Below are 15,819 nucleotides of genomic sequence, written 5' to 3'. Positions count from 1 at the left end.
GGGGGCGGCGCGCCGCACCACGCGAGAGAATCGATCCCGATGTCCAGCACCCGGGGCGGCGACCAGCTCCCTCTCCCACTCCCGTTCACCCGCCGCCAGGAGGTGGAGCAGATCACCCGGCGCACCGGATCGGTCGTCTCCCGCGTCGTCCAGGGGCTGCTGCGGTGGGCGCTGCGGCTGGTCCTGCCGCTGGTCTGCGCCGCTGCGGCGCTGCGTGCGTTCCCGTACGAGGCGACCGTGCAGGGCGTGCCGTTCGAGGTGCGCGGCACACTGCTCAGCCGGCCGGGGCTCAGCGCCGACACCACGCTGGGGAGCTGGGAGTTCCCGGAGGTCAGCGGGGTGCCCTTCGGCGTGCACATCAGCCCGGTCGACGTCGACGTCCTGCAGCTCACCAAGTTGGCCGGCGGGGACCTGCCCGGCTTCGTGGAGCGGTTGCAGGCCGACTTCACCGCCCAGCTGCCGCGGATCGCCACCTGGCTGATCGCCGAGCTCCTGCTGGGGCTCGTCGCCGGCTTGCTCATCGCCGCCGCGATCAACATGTCGGTCCGCTACCTGCGGGGCCGGTCGCGCCGCCCGCACGAGCTCCGGTACCGGTCGCTGCAGGCCGCGGGCGCCGCCGCCGTCACGGTGGCCGTCGCCGGGTACGGGCTGCTCAGCTACAACCCGAACTGGGTGCGGGACTCGCAGCTGACCGGCACGCTCGCCGCGGCGCAGCTGTTCCCCAGCGAGTTGAACGCCTACTACAGCCAGTCCAACAAGGCCCTGGACGTGCTCGGCTCGGTGGTCGGCATCCAGGCAGCGCTGCAGGCCCAGATCGAGGACGACCAGACGCCGGAGACGGCGCTGCAGATCATGACCATCTCCGACATGCACCTGTCGGCGAACTACCCGCTCGTGGCGCGCTACGCGGACAACTACGACGTCGACCTGATCATCAACACCGGCGACGAGAGCGCGTTCGGCACCCGCCAGGAGCTGACCCCGGCCTACCTGGAGGCGATCGCCGCCCTCACCGACATCGCCCCGATGCTCTGGGTGGCGGGCAACCACGACTCCCCGGCCACGGCCGAGGTCATGCGCGCCGTCCCCGGCGTCACCGTGCTGGGCACCAAGGTCGCCACCGAGGACGGCTACGCCGTGACCGCCGGCGTCGTGGACGCCTACGGACTCACCGTCGCCGGCCTGTCGGACCCCCGGGTCTACGGCGGCCCCGGCCGGTACGGCGCCGATGCGGCCGACGTGGTGGAGCCGCTGCAGCGGGAGGCGGTCCGCGAGGCACTCGGCGTGCTGGAGGACGAGGAGATCCCGGCGGGCGAGGAGATCGTCCTCGACGGTGCCCCCGCCGACGACGAGGTGCTCCTCTGGGGCGGCGACCGTGACCCCGCCGACGGCGCGGTCGCAGCCGGGGACGGCGCGGTGGCAGCCGGGGACGGCGCCCTCGTCGGTGACGACCCCCTCCTCGGCGACGGCGCCGCCGTGCTGGACGGCATCGACGCCGAGACGGGGGAGTCCGCCGACGGCCTGGAGACGATCGACGTCTTCGCCGTCCACGAGCCGGTCGCCGCCGAGGAGCTGCGCGAGGTCCTGCCCGGGCGGATCCGGCAGACGGTCTCCGGCCACGTCCACGCCCAGAACGACAGCTCCGAGGTGCAGGACGAGGACGGGGCGATCGACCTCGTCGAGGGCTCGACCGGGGCGGGCGGGCTGGACAACATCGTGCGCGGCACCGACCGCCCGCCGATCGAGTTCAGCATCGTGTCGGTCGCCACCGACTGCCAGTTCACCCGGGTGATCCGCTTCTCGATCGAGTCGACGCAGCCGGCGTTGGTGGCCCCGCCGACGGCGGACTCCCCGCGGGACTTCGGCGACGACGTGACCGCCTCGACGGTCTACTTCCGCCCGCAGGACATCGACCCGGACCGGCTCTGCAGCACCGGGCTCGGCATCAGTGACGAGCGCCCCTGGCCGCTGCCGGAGTGACCGTCCGCTGAGCGACGCCCGCCCCGTGCGTCCCCCGGAAGGGTGGAGTCCGGCGTCCAGGGCCGCTCCGGCCGCCGTCCGGGCTCCCCGGACCCGACCACGGCACCGATCATGATCGGTGCCGTCCCGGTCCCGGTGCGGCCGGACGGGAAGGCGGTCGACCGGTGTCAGCAGGCACCCTGCAGCGTGCCCGGGCGACGGCCGAGCCACCGCCTCCTCGGCGGCCGTGGCCCCGGCGCGTGCTGCGCCGCCTCGGTGCGCTGGCCCTGGTGCTGGTGTTCCTCGGCGTGGCCGTTGTCGGCATCGGCTGGGCGCGGACGCCGCCGGTCGACGACGCCGGAGCGCGGGTCGCGGCGCACCTGGCCGAGAACGGTGCGCCCCCGCTGCAGGTGGAGCCCGCACCGGCCTTCGTGCAGGCCCTGGTCGCGACCGAGGACACCGGCTTCGCCAGCCACCTCGGGGTGAGCCCGACCGGGGCGGTCCGGGCGTTCTGGGGGCTGGTGTCGGGCACCGACCAGGGCGGGTCGACGCTGGTGCAGCAGCTGGCCAAGAACGTGTACCTGGACGGGGAGAACGGCCCGGTGCAGAAGGCCGAGGCCGTGGTCCTCGCGCTCAAGCTGGACGCCGCGTACAGCAAGGACGAGCTGCTGCGGATGTACCTGGACAACGGGTACTACGGCCACGGCTTCGTCGGGCTGACCGCGGCCACCGAGGGCTACTTCGGGGTGTCGCCCGACCAGCTGAGCTGGGCGCAGGCGACCCTGCTCGCCGGCCTGTTCGCCGCGCCCACCGCCTACGACCCGCTGGTGTACCCGACCCTCGCCGCCCAGCGGCAGGCGCACGTGCTGGGCCGACTGGTCGACGAGGGTGTGCTGGGCAGCGGCGAGGCCGCCGAGATCGCCGCCGACGACTGGGGTCTGGTCACCAGCTGACGGGGTCCTTCTTCAGTCGCCCTTGACGTTGACGACCTGCCGGAGCGTGTGCCGGACCTCCACCAGGTCGGCCGCGTCGGCCATCACCTGGTCGATCGGCTTGTAGGCATCCGGGTGCTCGTCCAGGAACGCGTCGGAGTGCCCCCAGGCGATCCCGGTCATCCGCTGCTCCAGGTCCGCCCGGCTGAACAGCCGGCGGGCGGCGTTCCGCGAGTGGTTGCGGCCGGCCCCGTGCGGAGCCGACATCAGCGCCGTCGCGTTGCCCAGCCCGGAGACGACGTAGGACGCCGTCCCCATCGAGCCGGGGATCAGCCCGGCCTGCCCCCGGCGCGCGGAGATCGCGCCCTTGCGGGACAGCCACACCTCGCGCCCGTCGTGCCGCTCGCGCTCGGTGTAGTTGTGGTGGCACTGCACCGTCTCCAGCCGCTGGACGTCGTCCTCCAGGAACCGGCCCAGCTGCTCGTCGACCCGGTCCATCATCTCCTCGCGGTTCAGCCAGGCGAACCGCTGCGCCCAGCGCAGCGCCTCCAGGTACGCGTCGAACTCCGGCGTCCCCTCCGGCAGGTACGCCAGGTCGCGGTCGGCCAGCTCGACGCCCTGCGCCCGGCACCACTCCTGGGCCCGGCGGATGTGCACCGACGCGAGCTTGTTGCCGACCCCGCGGGAGCCGGAGTGCAGGAACAGCCAGACCCGGTCCTGCTCGTCCAGCGACACCTCGATGAAGTGGTTGCCCGAGCCGAGCGAGCCCAGCTGCAGCGGCCAGTTGCCGGCGGCGCCGTCGGCCTGGGCGACGCCGGGCAGCGCGCGGAGCTCGGCGACCCGGGCCTCGGCGGTGGGCCGCACCTCCTTGTTGTACCGGCCGGCCGACAGCGGCACCGAGCGGGAGATCTGCCCGTGCAGCGCGCTGAGGTCCTTGCCGGTGAGGTCGGCGGCGCTGAACTGGGTGCGCACCGCCATCATCCCGCAGCCGATGTCGACCCCGACCGCGGCCGGGATGATGGCGCCCTTAGTCGGGATGACCGAGCCGACGGTCGCGCCCTTGCCCAGGTGGGCGTCGGGCATCAAGGCCAGGTACGGGTGGATGAACGGCATCGCCGCGGTGCGCTCGGCCTGCTCGCGGGTGCTGGGCTCGAGGATGGACGCCCAGCTCAGCAGCCGTCCGTTGATGGTCTCCATGGTCCCTTCCGGTGTGTTCCGCCCCGTCCACCACGATGGCCGTCTTGGTGGGACTGCGGGGGTGTCGGTGGTGCCGCGCGGCCGGGGCAGTCAACGCGACGCCGGCTGGACCCGCACCCGCATTACCCGGCCGGCCCCGTGCGACGCTGCGGGGCGTGCCAGTCACGCGCAGCGCCGGGGTGCTGCTCCACCGGGTCGCCGGCGACGGTGAGGTCGAGGTGCTGCTCGGGCACATGGGTGGCCCGTTCTGGGCGCGCAAGGACGACGGCGGGTGGTCGATCCCCAAGGGCGAGCACGGTCCGGGGGAGGAGCCGCTGGACGTGGCCCGCCGGGAGTTCGCCGAGGAGCTCGGCTCGCCGGTGCCGGCGCAGGAGTTCCTCCACCTCGGTGAGCTGCGGGTGACCAGCGGCAAGCTGCTCACCGTCTTCGCCGCGGCGGGCGACCTGGACGCCGCAGCCTGCACCAGCAACACCTTCGACCTGGAGTGGCCACCCCGGTCGGGCCGGGTCCAGCAGTTCCCGGAGATCGACCGGGCCGGGTGGTTCCCGGTCGCCGAGGCGCGGGTCAAGCTGGTCAAGGGCCAGGTGCCGTTCCTGGACCGGCTGCTGACCCGGCTGGCCGCCCCGGCCTGACCGGGTCCACCCAGGAGCGGAGGTCGGGGTCCGCCCGGAGGTGCAGGTGGGACGACGGAGGTCAGCGCGCGGGCCGATGCGCGCCGCGGTGGCCTGCGGTCGACTGGGGGAGCACCGCACCCCAGCCGAGGAGCACCCGATGTCCGCACCGCACGCCCCGACGTCCACCGGTGGGCCGACGTGGTGACGACCGCGTCCCGGCCCACCTGGTCGCCGGCACCCGCACCGCCACCACGGCGGGTGTCCTGGGGGCGCCGGGTGCTGCGCCGAGCGGTCCGGGCCGTGGTCGCCCTCGCCCTCGTCGGGCTGCTGTCCCTGGCCGTGGCCTGGCAGCTGACCCCCGACGTCGGCGACGCCCGGGACCGGGTGGACGCCCGGCTGGCCGCCGCCGCAGCGCCGCCGTTGTCCGGCCCGCCGCCGGCGCGGCTGTCGGCGGCCGTGCTGGCCACCGAGGACAGCCACTTCCGCAGCCACCCGGGCGTCGACCCCCGCGGTGTCGTGCGGGCGGCCCGCGGTGCGCTGACCGGCGTCGACCTGGGCGGGTCGACGCTGCACCAGCAGCTGGCCAAGAACGTCTACGAGGGCGGGGAGAACGGGTTCCTGGACCGGGTCTCCGCGGTGGTGCTGGCGCTGAAGCTGGACCACACCTGGAGCGAGGACGCCGTGCTCCGGATGTACCTCGACGACGCCTACTTCGGGCACGGCTTCACCGGTGCCACCGCCGCGGCGCAGGGGTACTTCGGCGTGCCGCCCGAGGAGCTCAGCTGGGCGCAGGCCACGCTGCTGGCCGGCCTGCTGCAGGCCCCGAGCGCCTACGACCCGGTGCAGCACCCGGATCGGGCCGCCGGCCGGCAGGAGCACGTGCTGGACCGGCTGGTGGACGTCGGTGAGCTGACCCGCGCCCAGGCCGACGAGGTGGCCGCCGACCCCTGGGGCCTGGTCGCCGGCTGACCGGCCGGTTTCCGCCGCCGACCTCCCGGGCACCGCCGTCGGAGACAGCACGTGACGACGGAGGGACACCCCATGCAGGTCGGCTACAAGCTCGCCACCGAGGCCTTCAGCCCGATGGAGATCGTCGAGCAGACGGTGGCGGCCGAGGAGGCCGGCTTCGACTTCGTCGAGCTGAGCGACCACTACCACCCGTGGCTGGAGGAGCAGGGCCACAGCGGGTTCACCTGGTCGATGCTGGGCAGCATGGCGGCGAAGACCGAGCGGATCGGCCTGGCCACCGGCGTGACCTGCCCGATGATCCGGTACCACCCGGCGATCATCGCCCAGGCCGCCGCCACCGTGCAGCTGCTGTCGGACAACCGGTTCACCCTGGGCATCGGGGCCGGTGAACGGCTCAACGAGCACGTGGTCGGGGGCGGCTGGCCCGCCGTCCGGATCCGGCACCACATGCTCCGCGAGGCGCTGGAGATCATCAACCTGCTGTGGCAGGGCGGCTACCAGTCCTACGAGGGGGAGTACCTCACGCTGGAGGACGCCCGGGTCTTCGACCTGCCCGACCAGCTCCCGGTGATCGCGGTCGCCAGCGGCGGGCCGGGGGCCTCCAAGCTCGCGGCCCAGTACGGCAGCGGGCTGTTCGCCACCGAGCCGAAGTCCGAGCTCGTCGAGGCCTACGCCGAGCACGGGGGCAGCGGCCCGAAGTACGCCGAGGTGCCGATGGCCTGGGCGCCCGACGAGGACGCCGCCGTGCAGGCCGCGCTGCAGACCAGCCGCTGGGCCCTCAGCGGCTGGCCGGTGATGAGCGAGCTGCCCAACCCGGTGAACTTCGACGCGGCCAGCGCGACCGTCACGCCCGCGGACATCCAGGGCCAGTTCGCCTGCGGCCCCGACCTGGACCGGCTCGTCGACAAGGCGCAGCCCTACGTCGACGCCGGCTTCGACCACCTCGTCTTCATGAACGCCGGTCCGGACCCCGACGGCTTCCTGGAGGTCTGCAAGGGCGAGCTCATCGAGCGGGTGCGTTCGCTGACCCCGTCGTCCTGATCCCCGTGCGAGGTGTGCCGTGAGCCGGGAGGAGCGGTGGGAACGCCGGCTGGCGCTCCCGGTGCTGGTCGCGGCGCTGGCGTCGGTACCGGCGATGTTCCTCACCTTCGCCGGCGGTCCGCTGGGCACGGCCGGGCGCTGGGTGGACGTCGCCAGCGGCGTCGTCCTCGTCGGCGAGGTGGTCGTGCTGCTGGTCGTGGCCGAGGACAAGCGGGCCTGGATCCGGGGGCACGCGGGGCTGCTGCTGCTCAGCTTCGCCGTGCTGGTGGCCATCGTGCTGGCGGTCGGCCCGGTGCAGCTGCTGCGGCTGGTCCGTGCGGTCGGGGCGCTCCGGGTGCTGCGGGCCGGCCGGATCGTGCGGGCCGCCCGGGAGCTCGCCGCCCGCCTGGGGTGGACCGGCCGGGCCTCCGCCGTCTTCGCGGCCGGCGCGGGTCTGCTCGCCGGCGTCTTCGTGGGCGTGGTCCTGGCGGACCCGACCTCCCGCTCCCGGTCGCTGCTCACCTGGGCGCTGGGCCCCGTCAGCCCACCGGTGGTCGTGGTGCTCTCGGTCATCGCCGGGGCGCTGCTGGGCGGGGCGACCTACCTGTTGGCTCGGGACAGCGGCCTGGGGGACGCGCCGGATCCTGACGAGGACGCTGACGAGGACGCTGACGAGGACCCAGACGAGGACGCAGGCGCCCGGGACGCCGACGAGGGCCGGCCGGCGTCCAGCTGAACGAGACCACCGGGGGCCGGTTGAGCGCGCGCTGGGCGGGCAACGACAGGAGGAACAGCTGTCGGACGAGACGAAGGAGAACACCATGGGACTCATGAGCAAGCTCACCAAGGGCGCTGTCGCCAAGAAGGCCATGACCGAGGCGAAGAAGCCGCAGAACCAGGCCAAGATCAAGAGCGCCATCTCCTCGATGCGCGGCAAGAAGAGCGGCGGCAGCGGCACCAGCCGTCGCGGCTGACCCAGCGTCTCCGCTCGCCGGAGCGCGGCCGGGGCCCGTACGGGTCCGGGCCGACGTCACCGGCGTTGCGGCTGATCGAGCTCGACAGCTCGATCAGCCGCGCGCGGCCGGCCCGACCAGGTCACCGACCGTGCGTCGTTCGCGCCGCCGATCGCGGCGTTCCTGCCAGGTCGGCCCGGGCCCACGACGTGGCACCCGATCGGCGGCCAGACTGCCGTCCGTGCCCCTCGACGACCTCGTCCCCGACACCGCCGCTGCCACCTCCGCGTTCGAGGTGGCCCAGGCCTTCCACTCGGCCGCGCTGCTGAACCACTGCCTCCGCGTCCACCTCTGGGCCGCCGAGTGCGGCCGGGAGCGCGGGATCGCCTTCGACGCCGAGCTGCTCTACGTCGCGGCGATGCTGCACGACATCGGGCTGGTGCCGGTCTTCGACAGCGCCACGGTGCCGTTCGAAGAGGCCGGCGGGGCCGTCGCCTGGGTCTTCGGCGCGGGCGCCGGGTGGGACGTCGGTCGCCGTCGGCGCACCGCCGAGGTCATCGTCGCCCACATGGCCCGGGAGGTGGACGTCGAGGCCGACCCGGAGGGCCACCTGCTCGAGCTGGGCACCGGGCTCGACGTCTCCGGCCGCCGTCCCGAGGACTGGCCGGCCGACTTCCGGGCCGAGGTGCTGGACGCCCACCCGCGACTGGGACTGGCCGAGGAGTTCCTCGGCTGCTTCACCGAGCAAGCGCGCCGCAAGCCCTCGTCCCTGGCCGGGCAGTTCGTCGCCGAGGGCTTCGCCGGCCGGGTGCGGGACAACCCGCTGGACCGGATCAGACGGTGAGCAGCCCGGACGGCTGCTCGGTGAGCCGACCCGCGGCCAGGGCGCCGGCCAGGGCGGCGTCCAGCAGGGGCAGCAGGGCCGCGGTGCGCCGGCGGTGGCCGAAGAGCTCGAGCGTCCCGAGCTGCAGCTCGTCGCGGGACAGCCCGGTGCCGGCCCGGCACAGCGCCACCATCGCGTTGGCGATCTCCTGCGGCGCCACGTGCTCCAGGGGGCGCGCGGCGCTGGTGGCCTGACGGCGGAACCAGCTCCACGTCGCCCGGTCGATCGACGCCGGCCACAGGAAGTCGCCGTCGACGGCGGTGGCCGGCAGCAGGGCGAGCAGGGCGTCCCGCCGGGCCTCGGTCACCCGGGACAGCCCGAACGCCGCGGCGGTGAGCCGGGTCAGCCGGTCGCGGTGCACCGGCCCCTCCGCCTTGAGGCCGGCGGTGAGCACCCGGCGGACCAGGCGGGCGACGGCGGGGTCGCTCAACTGGTCCAGCTGCTTCTTCTCGCCGGCGGGCTTCGGCGTCCAGGCGATGAACGGCTGTTCCTCGTCCAGCGGCGCACGGGTGTGGGCGGCCTTGGCCGGCGCCTTCGGCGACGTCCCGGTGGTGCGCTTCGGCGGGGCCGTCGCCGCCGAAGCCGCCGTCTCCGCCGGCTGCGGGGCGACCGGCTCCAGGACGGCGGCCGGTTCGGCGACGGCGACCGGCTCGGGCTCGGGCTCGGGTTCGACGGGCTCGACGACGACCGGCTCGACGACGACGGGGTCGGGCTCGGGGGCCGGGGGCACCCGCGTCGCGAGCGGGCGGATCGGGATGACGTCGGCCAGCGGGCCGTCGTAGGGCGGCTCCTCGACCTCGACCTCGACCTCGACCTCGGCCTGGATCTGGGGTTCGACCGCTGCCGGGGCCGGGGCGGGGGACGCTGCGTCCACCGCCGCCTCGAGCGCGGTCAGCACGGCCGCGCGGTCGGCCAGCCAGCTCGGCAGCCACACCCGCTCCACCGCCGGCCAGCGCAGCTCCCGGAGCACCTCGACCGGGAGGTCGTCGCGGTCCCCGACCGTGCGGCGCGCCGCCCAGGCCGGGCCGTCGAGCAGCACGGCCAGCACCGGGGCGTCCGGTGCCGACTCGCGGGCGATGGTCAGGTCGATGCGGAAGCCCGACAGGCCGACGTCGGTGCGCACCACCAGTCCCCGGTCGCGCAGCGCGGCGGCCACGTCGTCGCGGTGCCGGTCGAGCGGCGTCCCGGTGCGGGGGAGGGCGCCGGTGCCGCCGGCGGCGAGGTCGAGGTAGGCGCGCAGGTGCTCCACCCCCACCGACGTGGTCTGCTCGGCGTGCAGCTGCCCGGGGGCGAAGGAGCTGACGACGACGACCTGCCGGCGGGCGCGGGTGATGGCCACGTTCAGCCACCGTTCGCCGCCGCTGCGGCTCAGCGGGCCGAGGTCGAGGGGCAGCCGGCCCCGCGCATCGGGGCTGAACCCGAGGGAGAAGAAGACGACGTCCCGCTCGTCGCCCTGCACGTGGCCCAGGTCCTTGACGAAGAGCCCCTCGCCGTCGCTGCGGTCCAGGGCGTCGACCACGCGCTCGTCGCCGGAGTCGCGCAGCAGCTCCTCGATCAGCGTCCGCTGCGGCGCGGTCGTGGTGACCACCCCGATCGACGGCACCGCCGGGGCGGCCGAGGAGAACCGGCGCACCACCTCGGCGACGACCGCGCGGGCCTCCACGGGGTTGGTGCGCAGGCCGGGGCCGGAGCGCACGAAGGTGCCCTCGACCTGCACCAGGGAGATCCCGTGGCCGTCCGGGGCGGCGGAGGCCGGCCCGTGCACCGGCGCCGGGAAGGAGGAGAGCCGGCCGCCGTAGTACCGGGCGTTGCTGAACGCGATCAGCGACTCGTCCTGGCTGCGGTAGTGCCAGGTCAGCCGCCGCTGGGGCACCTGTACCTGGACGCACTCGGACAGGATGCTGGCCTCGGCGTGGAGCGCGTCGGTGTCGGCGTCGTCGTCGAGGCCGGCGGGCAGCGGGGGCAGCTGCGCACTGTCCCCGACCACCACCGCGGACCGGGCCCGGCCCAGTGCGCCGATGGCGTCGGCGACCCGGAGCTGCGAGGCCTCGTCGAACACGACGAGGTCGAACTGGTCGGGGACCGCGGGGAGGAACCGCGCCACCGACTCCGGGGTGGCCAGCACGCAGGGGAGGACGGCGGTGACCAGGTCGCCGTGGGCCGAGAGCAGGCCGCGCACCCCCAGCCGCTGCTCGGCCAGCTCGCGCAGCAGGGCGTCGACCTGCCCGTTGCTGGCGGCGTCGAACGGGCGGGCCGCCAGCACCGCGGCCGGCACGGCCTCGACCAGGTGCGACCGCACCGCGCGGGACGCCGCGCCGAAGCGGGCGACGGCGCGCTCGTGCAGCCCGGCGTCGAAGGTGTCCAGCCCGGTGGCCTGCTGCCGCTCGAGGACCGAGGCCTCGGCCAGCCCCCGGTCGAAGGCACGCACCGCGTCGTCGGCTGGCACCTCGCCGTGCAGCAGCTGCAGCCGCGCCTCGGTGAGCCCGGCCAGCCGCAGCGGTTCGAGGGTGTCCAGCAGGCTGACCCATCGGCGCAGGGACATCGGATGCACGTACTCGACGCCGCGCTCCGGTCGGGTCAGCGTCCAGCGCAGCACCACCCCGTCCTCGCCGCTCCACGCGCCCACCTGCGCCGAGCTGCTGGCGCAGACCGTCAGCAGCTGGCGGAGCGCGTCGCGCAGCCGGGCCACGGTGCGTGCCCCGAAGGCGTCGGTCACCGGGCCGGCGGCGAGGAACCGGCGGACGGCAGCGGGGAAGCCGGCGCTGCCGTCGACCGTGGCGGCAGCGCGGCGCAGCCAGCGCACCTCGGCGTCGAACACCGACCGGCCGGGTTCGGTGAAGGGGTTCCAGCCGGGCGGCACCTGCAGGCCCGGGGTCCCGGCGGCCCGCGAGGCCAGGGCCCGGACGGCGGTCTGCACCCGCCGCAGCTCGGCGGTCAGCTCCGGGACCTCGCCGGGCCTGATCGAGGCGCCCGGGCGCAGCGCCGGGGTCAGCTGGTCCCGGACGGCGGCCAGCTTGCCGCGCCGCGCCACCCAGCTCGTCGCGGCGGCCTCCTGGGCCTGCACGAACAGGTCGGCCAGCGGCAGGTCGAGGGCGGCCGGGGTGAGCGCGTCCAGGCCGGGGTGCGGCGCGGCGACCAGCGCGGCGATCTCGCCGAGCAGGTCGTCGGTGGCCGTCGCCCAGCGCGAGGAGCGCACCTCGTCGAGCACGGCCAGCCCGATCCGGGGGCCGCCGAGCAGGTGCACCAGGGCGTCCAGGTCCTCCGGGGTGCGGGCGGCCCGGAGGACCGCGGCCAGACCACCCTCGCCCGGCAGCTCCCGGATCGCGGCGTCGACGGCGACCGCGGCCTGCTGCACCTCGGTGATGTCGAGTTCGATGGTGTCGATGAAGGCCCACGCGTGCCCGGCCGACGGGCGGGCCAGGCCGGCGATGTCCGGCAGCAACGCCAGTGCGCGGTGCACCTCGGTGACCACCTCGGCGGTGGCCCGAGCGGCGAAGCGGGCGGTCACCGGCAGCGGGTCGACGTCGGGGGCGGCGGCCAGCACGGCGGTGCGGGCGGAGTGGAGCGACAGGCCCGCTGGGTTCTCCGCGTGCAGCCGCTCCGCGTAGTGCTGCAGGCTGCGCCGGGCCGACCGCAGCTCCTCGGCGTCGGCCGCCAGGCCCTGGGCGTCGACGTCCACCGCGTGCTCCAGCGCGGCACGGACCTGGGCCCGGACGACGGCCGGCCGGCTGCCCTTGTCGTACAGGTCGAGCGCGAACGTGCCCATGCCGACCGCGTCGAGCCGGCGGGCGACGACGTCGAGCGCGGCGCGCTTCCCGGCGACGAACAGGACCCGCTTGCCCTCGGCGACGGCCCGGGTGAGCAGGTTGGTGACGGTCTGGGACTTGCCGGTGCCGGGTGCGCCCTCGAGCACGAACGTCCGCCCGGCGGTGGCCTCGGCGATCGCGTGCAGCTGGGCGGCGTCCGCCGGCACCGGGCACTGCGCGGCGAGCTCGTCCAGGTCGACCGGGTCGGCGGAGGCGGGCACCGGGTCGAGGAAGGCCTCGGTCGGGGCGTGCACCAGGTGGGCGACCAGCGGGTTGGTCGCGAGCTGCGCCCAGTGCTCGTCGAGGTCACGCCACAGCCGGTACGCCGCGACCGGCAGGACGGCCAGCTCCGCGGTCGCCACCACCCGGTGGGGGAGCGAGGCGGCGGCCAGCGCCTCGCGCAGCGCCTGCAACGCCGTGGCCAGGTCGAGATCGGCGCCGTCGTCGGCCAGGGCGCTCAGCCCGGGCACGGTCAACCCGTGCACCCGGCGGAGTTCCTCCAGCAGGGCGCCGTTCGCCAGGCTGCTGCCGGCCTCGTCGACCGTCAGCCGGTACTCGCCGCCGCGGGACGGCAGGGTGAGCAGGACGGGGACGAGCACCAGCGGTGACCGCAGCGGGCGGCCGTCGAGCTCCCAGACCAGGCTGCCCAGGGCGAGGTACAGGCCGTTGGCGCCGGTCTGCTCGACCACCGTGCGCGCCCGGTGGGCGAGGCTGCGCAGCCGGGACGGGTAGCCGGCGGAGGGGACGTCGACGTGCACCGCCCGACGCTCGGTGAGCTGCTGGAGCAGCTGCTGGGGTGGCAGATCGCCGGCGGTGCGCACCCCGGGCTCGGCCTGCACACCGGTGACCCGGTCACTGGGCAGGAGGGTCAGCGCGGCCCCGCCGCTGACCAGTTCCGCCAGCGTCGTCAGCGCGTCCTGCGGCACCGCGAGCGGGAGCCCGGAGCCCTCGGTGCAGTCGATCAGCTGGTTGCGCGGACTCAGGTCGAGCAGCTCGTCCTGCCACTGCTGGACCCGCGCCGGGGCAGACGGGCGGTGGTCGGTCCCGGTCGCCGTCGGGGTGGTGAGGAGGGCCGGCGCCCGGCCCGGGGCAGGCGCGTCCCCGACGTCCTGCACCGCGCCGTCCGCGGAGGGGGTGTGGACGGGGAGCGGGCGGACGCCCGCGAGGCGGGCGCGGTGGACGTCGGTGACGCCGAGGACCCGGGAGAGGTCACCGGACAACCAGGCGGTGTAGGCCGGGCCGTGCAGGTCCGGCGTGGTGTTGCCGCGGTCGGTCAGCAGGGTGGTCTCGACCAGACCGATCACGCGCTGGTCGACCAGCTCCACCAGCGCCGCGACGTCGGTGGTCGCAGCCGTCTCGGCGCTGCGCTCCTCCCGCCAGTAGCCCAGGAAGGCGTGCCCCTCGACCACCCACAGCAGCGGGCGAAGACCGGCGTGCTCCAGTGCGGCGGCGAGGGTGACGACGGTGTCCAGGCAGGTGCCGGTCCGGCCGTCGAGGACCTCACCGGGGTCGCGGACGTGCTGCCCGGACCCGGTCCAGCTGGCCGGCGGCTGACCGTGCCGGACCTCGCGGCGGCGCACCGCCCAGGTGAGCGCCTCGACCACCTCGTCGACCCGCTCGGGCCCGTCGGCGTAGCCGGTCATGCTCCCGCTGTCGGTGCCCTCCTGGAGGAGGGTGGCAGCGTCGGCGACCAGCGCGGCGATCGCCGGGTGCTGCGGCTGCACGTGGGCGGCGAGCACCTCCAGGGCCAGCGGCAGGGGTGCGGCCAGCCACTGGGCGGCGGCCAGCACCGTCACCGGCACCCGGTGCTCGGCCAGCACCCGGCCTGCGGCCGTCAGCTCCACCTGCACCCAGCCCGGACGGCGCTCTCCGCCCTGCCGCAGGGTGGCCGGATCGAGGGTGAGGCCGACGTCGTCGATCACCGTGGTGCGGCCGGCGTCGAGGTCGACCAGCCGCTCGACGGCGGGGCCGAGCTCGCCCTGGGCGTCCTGCACGGACAGCCGGAGCACCGCCTCGCGGACGGTCGACGTGCTGCCGGCGAGGGTGAGCCGGGAGACGACCGGCACGGCGAGGGTGGCGAGCGCGTAGCTGACCACCGGGCTGACCCCGAGCTCGACCGAGACCGACGGCGAGGACGCCGCCGCCGGGCCCTCGGAGCTCACCTGGAGGTCGGCCGCGTTGCGCATGGAGTCTGTGTACCTCCTCGGACGGACCGTTCCGCTCAGGCGAGCCGCTCGTGGGGCGGGTGTGACAGCCGATGTCCGGTGAGGTCGGGGTGCGCCGACCAGCTCGTCGGTGCGGCGTCGCCTCGGACCGGCCCTCAGAGCCGGGCGAGGGTGTCGCAGTCGGTGCAGAGGGCGTCGTAGAGCTCGGCCTCCGGGGGCCACGGCACCGCTTCGTCCCGGGCCACGTAGGCGCCGCAGAGGGCGGTACGGCCGCGCGCCCCGCTGAGCCCGAGGGTGGCGTGCGCCGGTCCGATGAGCCGTGCCGTCTGGCCGGCCGGGTCGTTCAGCGAGCCGACCATCATCACGGCCCGGGCCGTGCGGTAGGGGAAGGCCATGGCGCCACGATGTGAGATGCCGGCGGCTGCGACGCGTGCAACACGCAGGCCGTGTCCGGGGTGTCACCTCATCAGCCCCAGCCACCCCGGCAGGCGTCCGGTGGCCCGGCTGGACCGACCCCGGACACAGCAGTACCGCCGCCGTTGGCCTTCCCCCAGGCCAACGGTGGCGGTACTGGAACTGCTGTGCGTACGGACCAGCGGGCTGGTCCGGGCCGGTCAGGCGGCGAAGCCGGCCTGGTCCACCTTGCGGTGGTAGCGCTCACCGAGCTTGCCGCCGAGCACTGCGCCGAGGAGCGTGACCAGCAGGACGGCGACCAGGGCGATGATGCCGGCGGTCGTGAGGGTGCCCTCGTCGATCGGGATGCGCGGCAGGTTCAGGTCGGAGAGCACGTTGAACTCCGAGCCGAGGACAGCCCCGGCGATGGCCAGGGCGAGGACCACCAGCAGGCCGACCACCCACACCGCGATGCCCTGACGCGCACCGTCGAAGCGGGCCATCCGGCCGGCGACGTAGCCACCGGCCAGGTAGGCCAGGAAGAGGACGACGAGCAGCGCGATGCCACCGCCGATCCCGATGCCGCTGGCGTTGGACGCGGCCTCGTCGACGGAGGGGACGCCCTCGGTCAGCCCGATGGCGATCCCAGCCGCGGAGATGACCGCGATGAGCAGGACGGCCAGGCCGTTCGCGGAGAGCCAGCCGAAGAACGCGGCACCCCACTTGATGCCACCGAATCGGTCGTGCTGACGGTCGACGGCGTCGTGGGCGGTGCCCCGGCTGGCGCGGGCGCCGGTGCCGGGGTCCACGTCGTTGTTGCGGAAGCTGGTCGTCTTGTCGCCGACCGGGGTGCTGCGGTCGGACGGGTCGGAAGGAGCGGTGCTGCCGGTCATGGGGGCTCCAGGGAAGAGGTCGCCACGATCGGCGG

12 protein-coding genes are annotated in these 15,819 nt (G+C 75.1%); 8 read left to right on the top strand and 4 right to left on the bottom strand.

Annotated features, from left to right (window positions below; genetic code table 11):
- Window positions 1-39: 39 nt before the first annotated feature.
- Both O2V63_RS11695 and O2V63_RS11690 read left to right on the top strand, forming a co-directional pair.
- A complete protein-coding gene (locus O2V63_RS11695; protein ID WP_269167692.1) occupies window positions 40-1,980 on the top strand; it encodes a metallophosphoesterase in 1,941 nt (646 codons plus the stop codon).
- Between the two features lie 164 nt (window positions 1,981-2,144).
- Window positions 2,145-2,912 (top strand): biosynthetic peptidoglycan transglycosylase, encoded by a 768-nt coding sequence (locus tag O2V63_RS11690; protein WP_269167691.1) that lies wholly within the window; start codon window positions 2,145-2,147, stop codon window positions 2,910-2,912.
- A 12-nt stretch (window positions 2,913-2,924) separates the two neighbouring features.
- Here O2V63_RS11690 and O2V63_RS11685 read toward each other — a convergent pair whose 3' ends face one another.
- Complete coding sequence (locus O2V63_RS11685) at window positions 2,925-4,088, bottom strand: RtcB family protein (RefSeq protein WP_269167690.1); 1,164 nt, start codon at window positions 4,086-4,088, stop codon at window positions 2,925-2,927.
- 155 nt (window positions 4,089-4,243) lie between these two features.
- Here O2V63_RS11685 and O2V63_RS11680 point away from each other — a divergent pair, with 155 nt between their 5' ends.
- The 6 genes from O2V63_RS11680 (at window position 4,244) to O2V63_RS11655 (ending at window position 8,488) form a co-directional block, all read left to right on the top strand.
- Complete coding sequence (locus O2V63_RS11680) at window positions 4,244-4,720, top strand: NUDIX domain-containing protein (RefSeq protein WP_269167689.1); 477 nt, start codon at window positions 4,244-4,246, stop codon at window positions 4,718-4,720.
- Window positions 4,721-4,900: 180 nt separating this feature from the next.
- The gene (locus tag O2V63_RS11675) at window positions 4,901-5,671 is read left to right on the top strand and encodes a biosynthetic peptidoglycan transglycosylase (protein WP_269167688.1); all 771 of its coding nucleotides are present in this window, start codon (window positions 4,901-4,903) and stop codon (window positions 5,669-5,671) included.
- A 72-nt stretch (window positions 5,672-5,743) separates the two neighbouring features.
- Window positions 5,744-6,712 (top strand): TIGR03557 family F420-dependent LLM class oxidoreductase, encoded by a 969-nt coding sequence (locus O2V63_RS11670; protein ID WP_269167687.1) that lies wholly within the window; start codon window positions 5,744-5,746, stop codon window positions 6,710-6,712.
- Window positions 6,713-6,731: 19 nt separating this feature from the next.
- A complete protein-coding gene (locus O2V63_RS11665; protein WP_269167686.1) occupies window positions 6,732-7,427 on the top strand; it encodes a hypothetical protein in 696 nt (231 codons plus the stop codon).
- A gap of 94 nt (window positions 7,428-7,521) precedes the next feature.
- Window positions 7,522-7,665, top strand: coding sequence for a hypothetical protein (locus O2V63_RS11660; RefSeq protein ID WP_269167685.1), 144 nt, complete (start codon window positions 7,522-7,524; stop codon window positions 7,663-7,665).
- Between the two features lie 220 nt (window positions 7,666-7,885).
- Entirely contained in the window at window positions 7,886-8,488 is a 603-nt protein-coding gene (locus tag O2V63_RS11655; RefSeq protein ID WP_269167684.1) for an HD domain-containing protein, read from the top strand.
- Here the strand turns inward: O2V63_RS11655 and O2V63_RS11650 are convergent.
- The 3 genes from O2V63_RS11650 to O2V63_RS11640 all read right to left on the bottom strand — a co-directional run bounded on the left by O2V63_RS11650 (window position 8,478) and on the right by O2V63_RS11640 (window position 15,784).
- Entirely contained in the window at window positions 8,478-14,519 is a 6,042-nt protein-coding gene (locus O2V63_RS11650) for a DUF4011 domain-containing protein (protein ID WP_269167683.1), read from the bottom strand. The two genes, O2V63_RS11655 and O2V63_RS11650, sit on opposite strands and share 11 nt — an antisense overlap.
- 134 nt (window positions 14,520-14,653) lie before the next feature.
- Window positions 14,654-14,893, bottom strand: a complete 240-nt coding sequence (locus O2V63_RS11645; RefSeq protein ID WP_269167682.1) for a hypothetical protein — start codon at window positions 14,891-14,893, stop codon at window positions 14,654-14,656.
- A gap of 219 nt (window positions 14,894-15,112) precedes the next feature.
- A complete protein-coding gene (locus O2V63_RS11640; protein ID WP_269167681.1) occupies window positions 15,113-15,784 on the bottom strand; it encodes a hypothetical protein in 672 nt (223 codons plus the stop codon).
- Between the last annotated feature and the right edge of the window lie 35 nt (window positions 15,785-15,819).

Origin of the sequence: Modestobacter sp. VKM Ac-2977 (assembly GCF_026968045.1) — a bacterium.
GTDB lineage: Bacteria > Actinomycetota > Actinomycetes > Mycobacteriales > Geodermatophilaceae > Modestobacter.
This window is presented reverse-complemented; position numbering and strand designations above follow the sequence as displayed.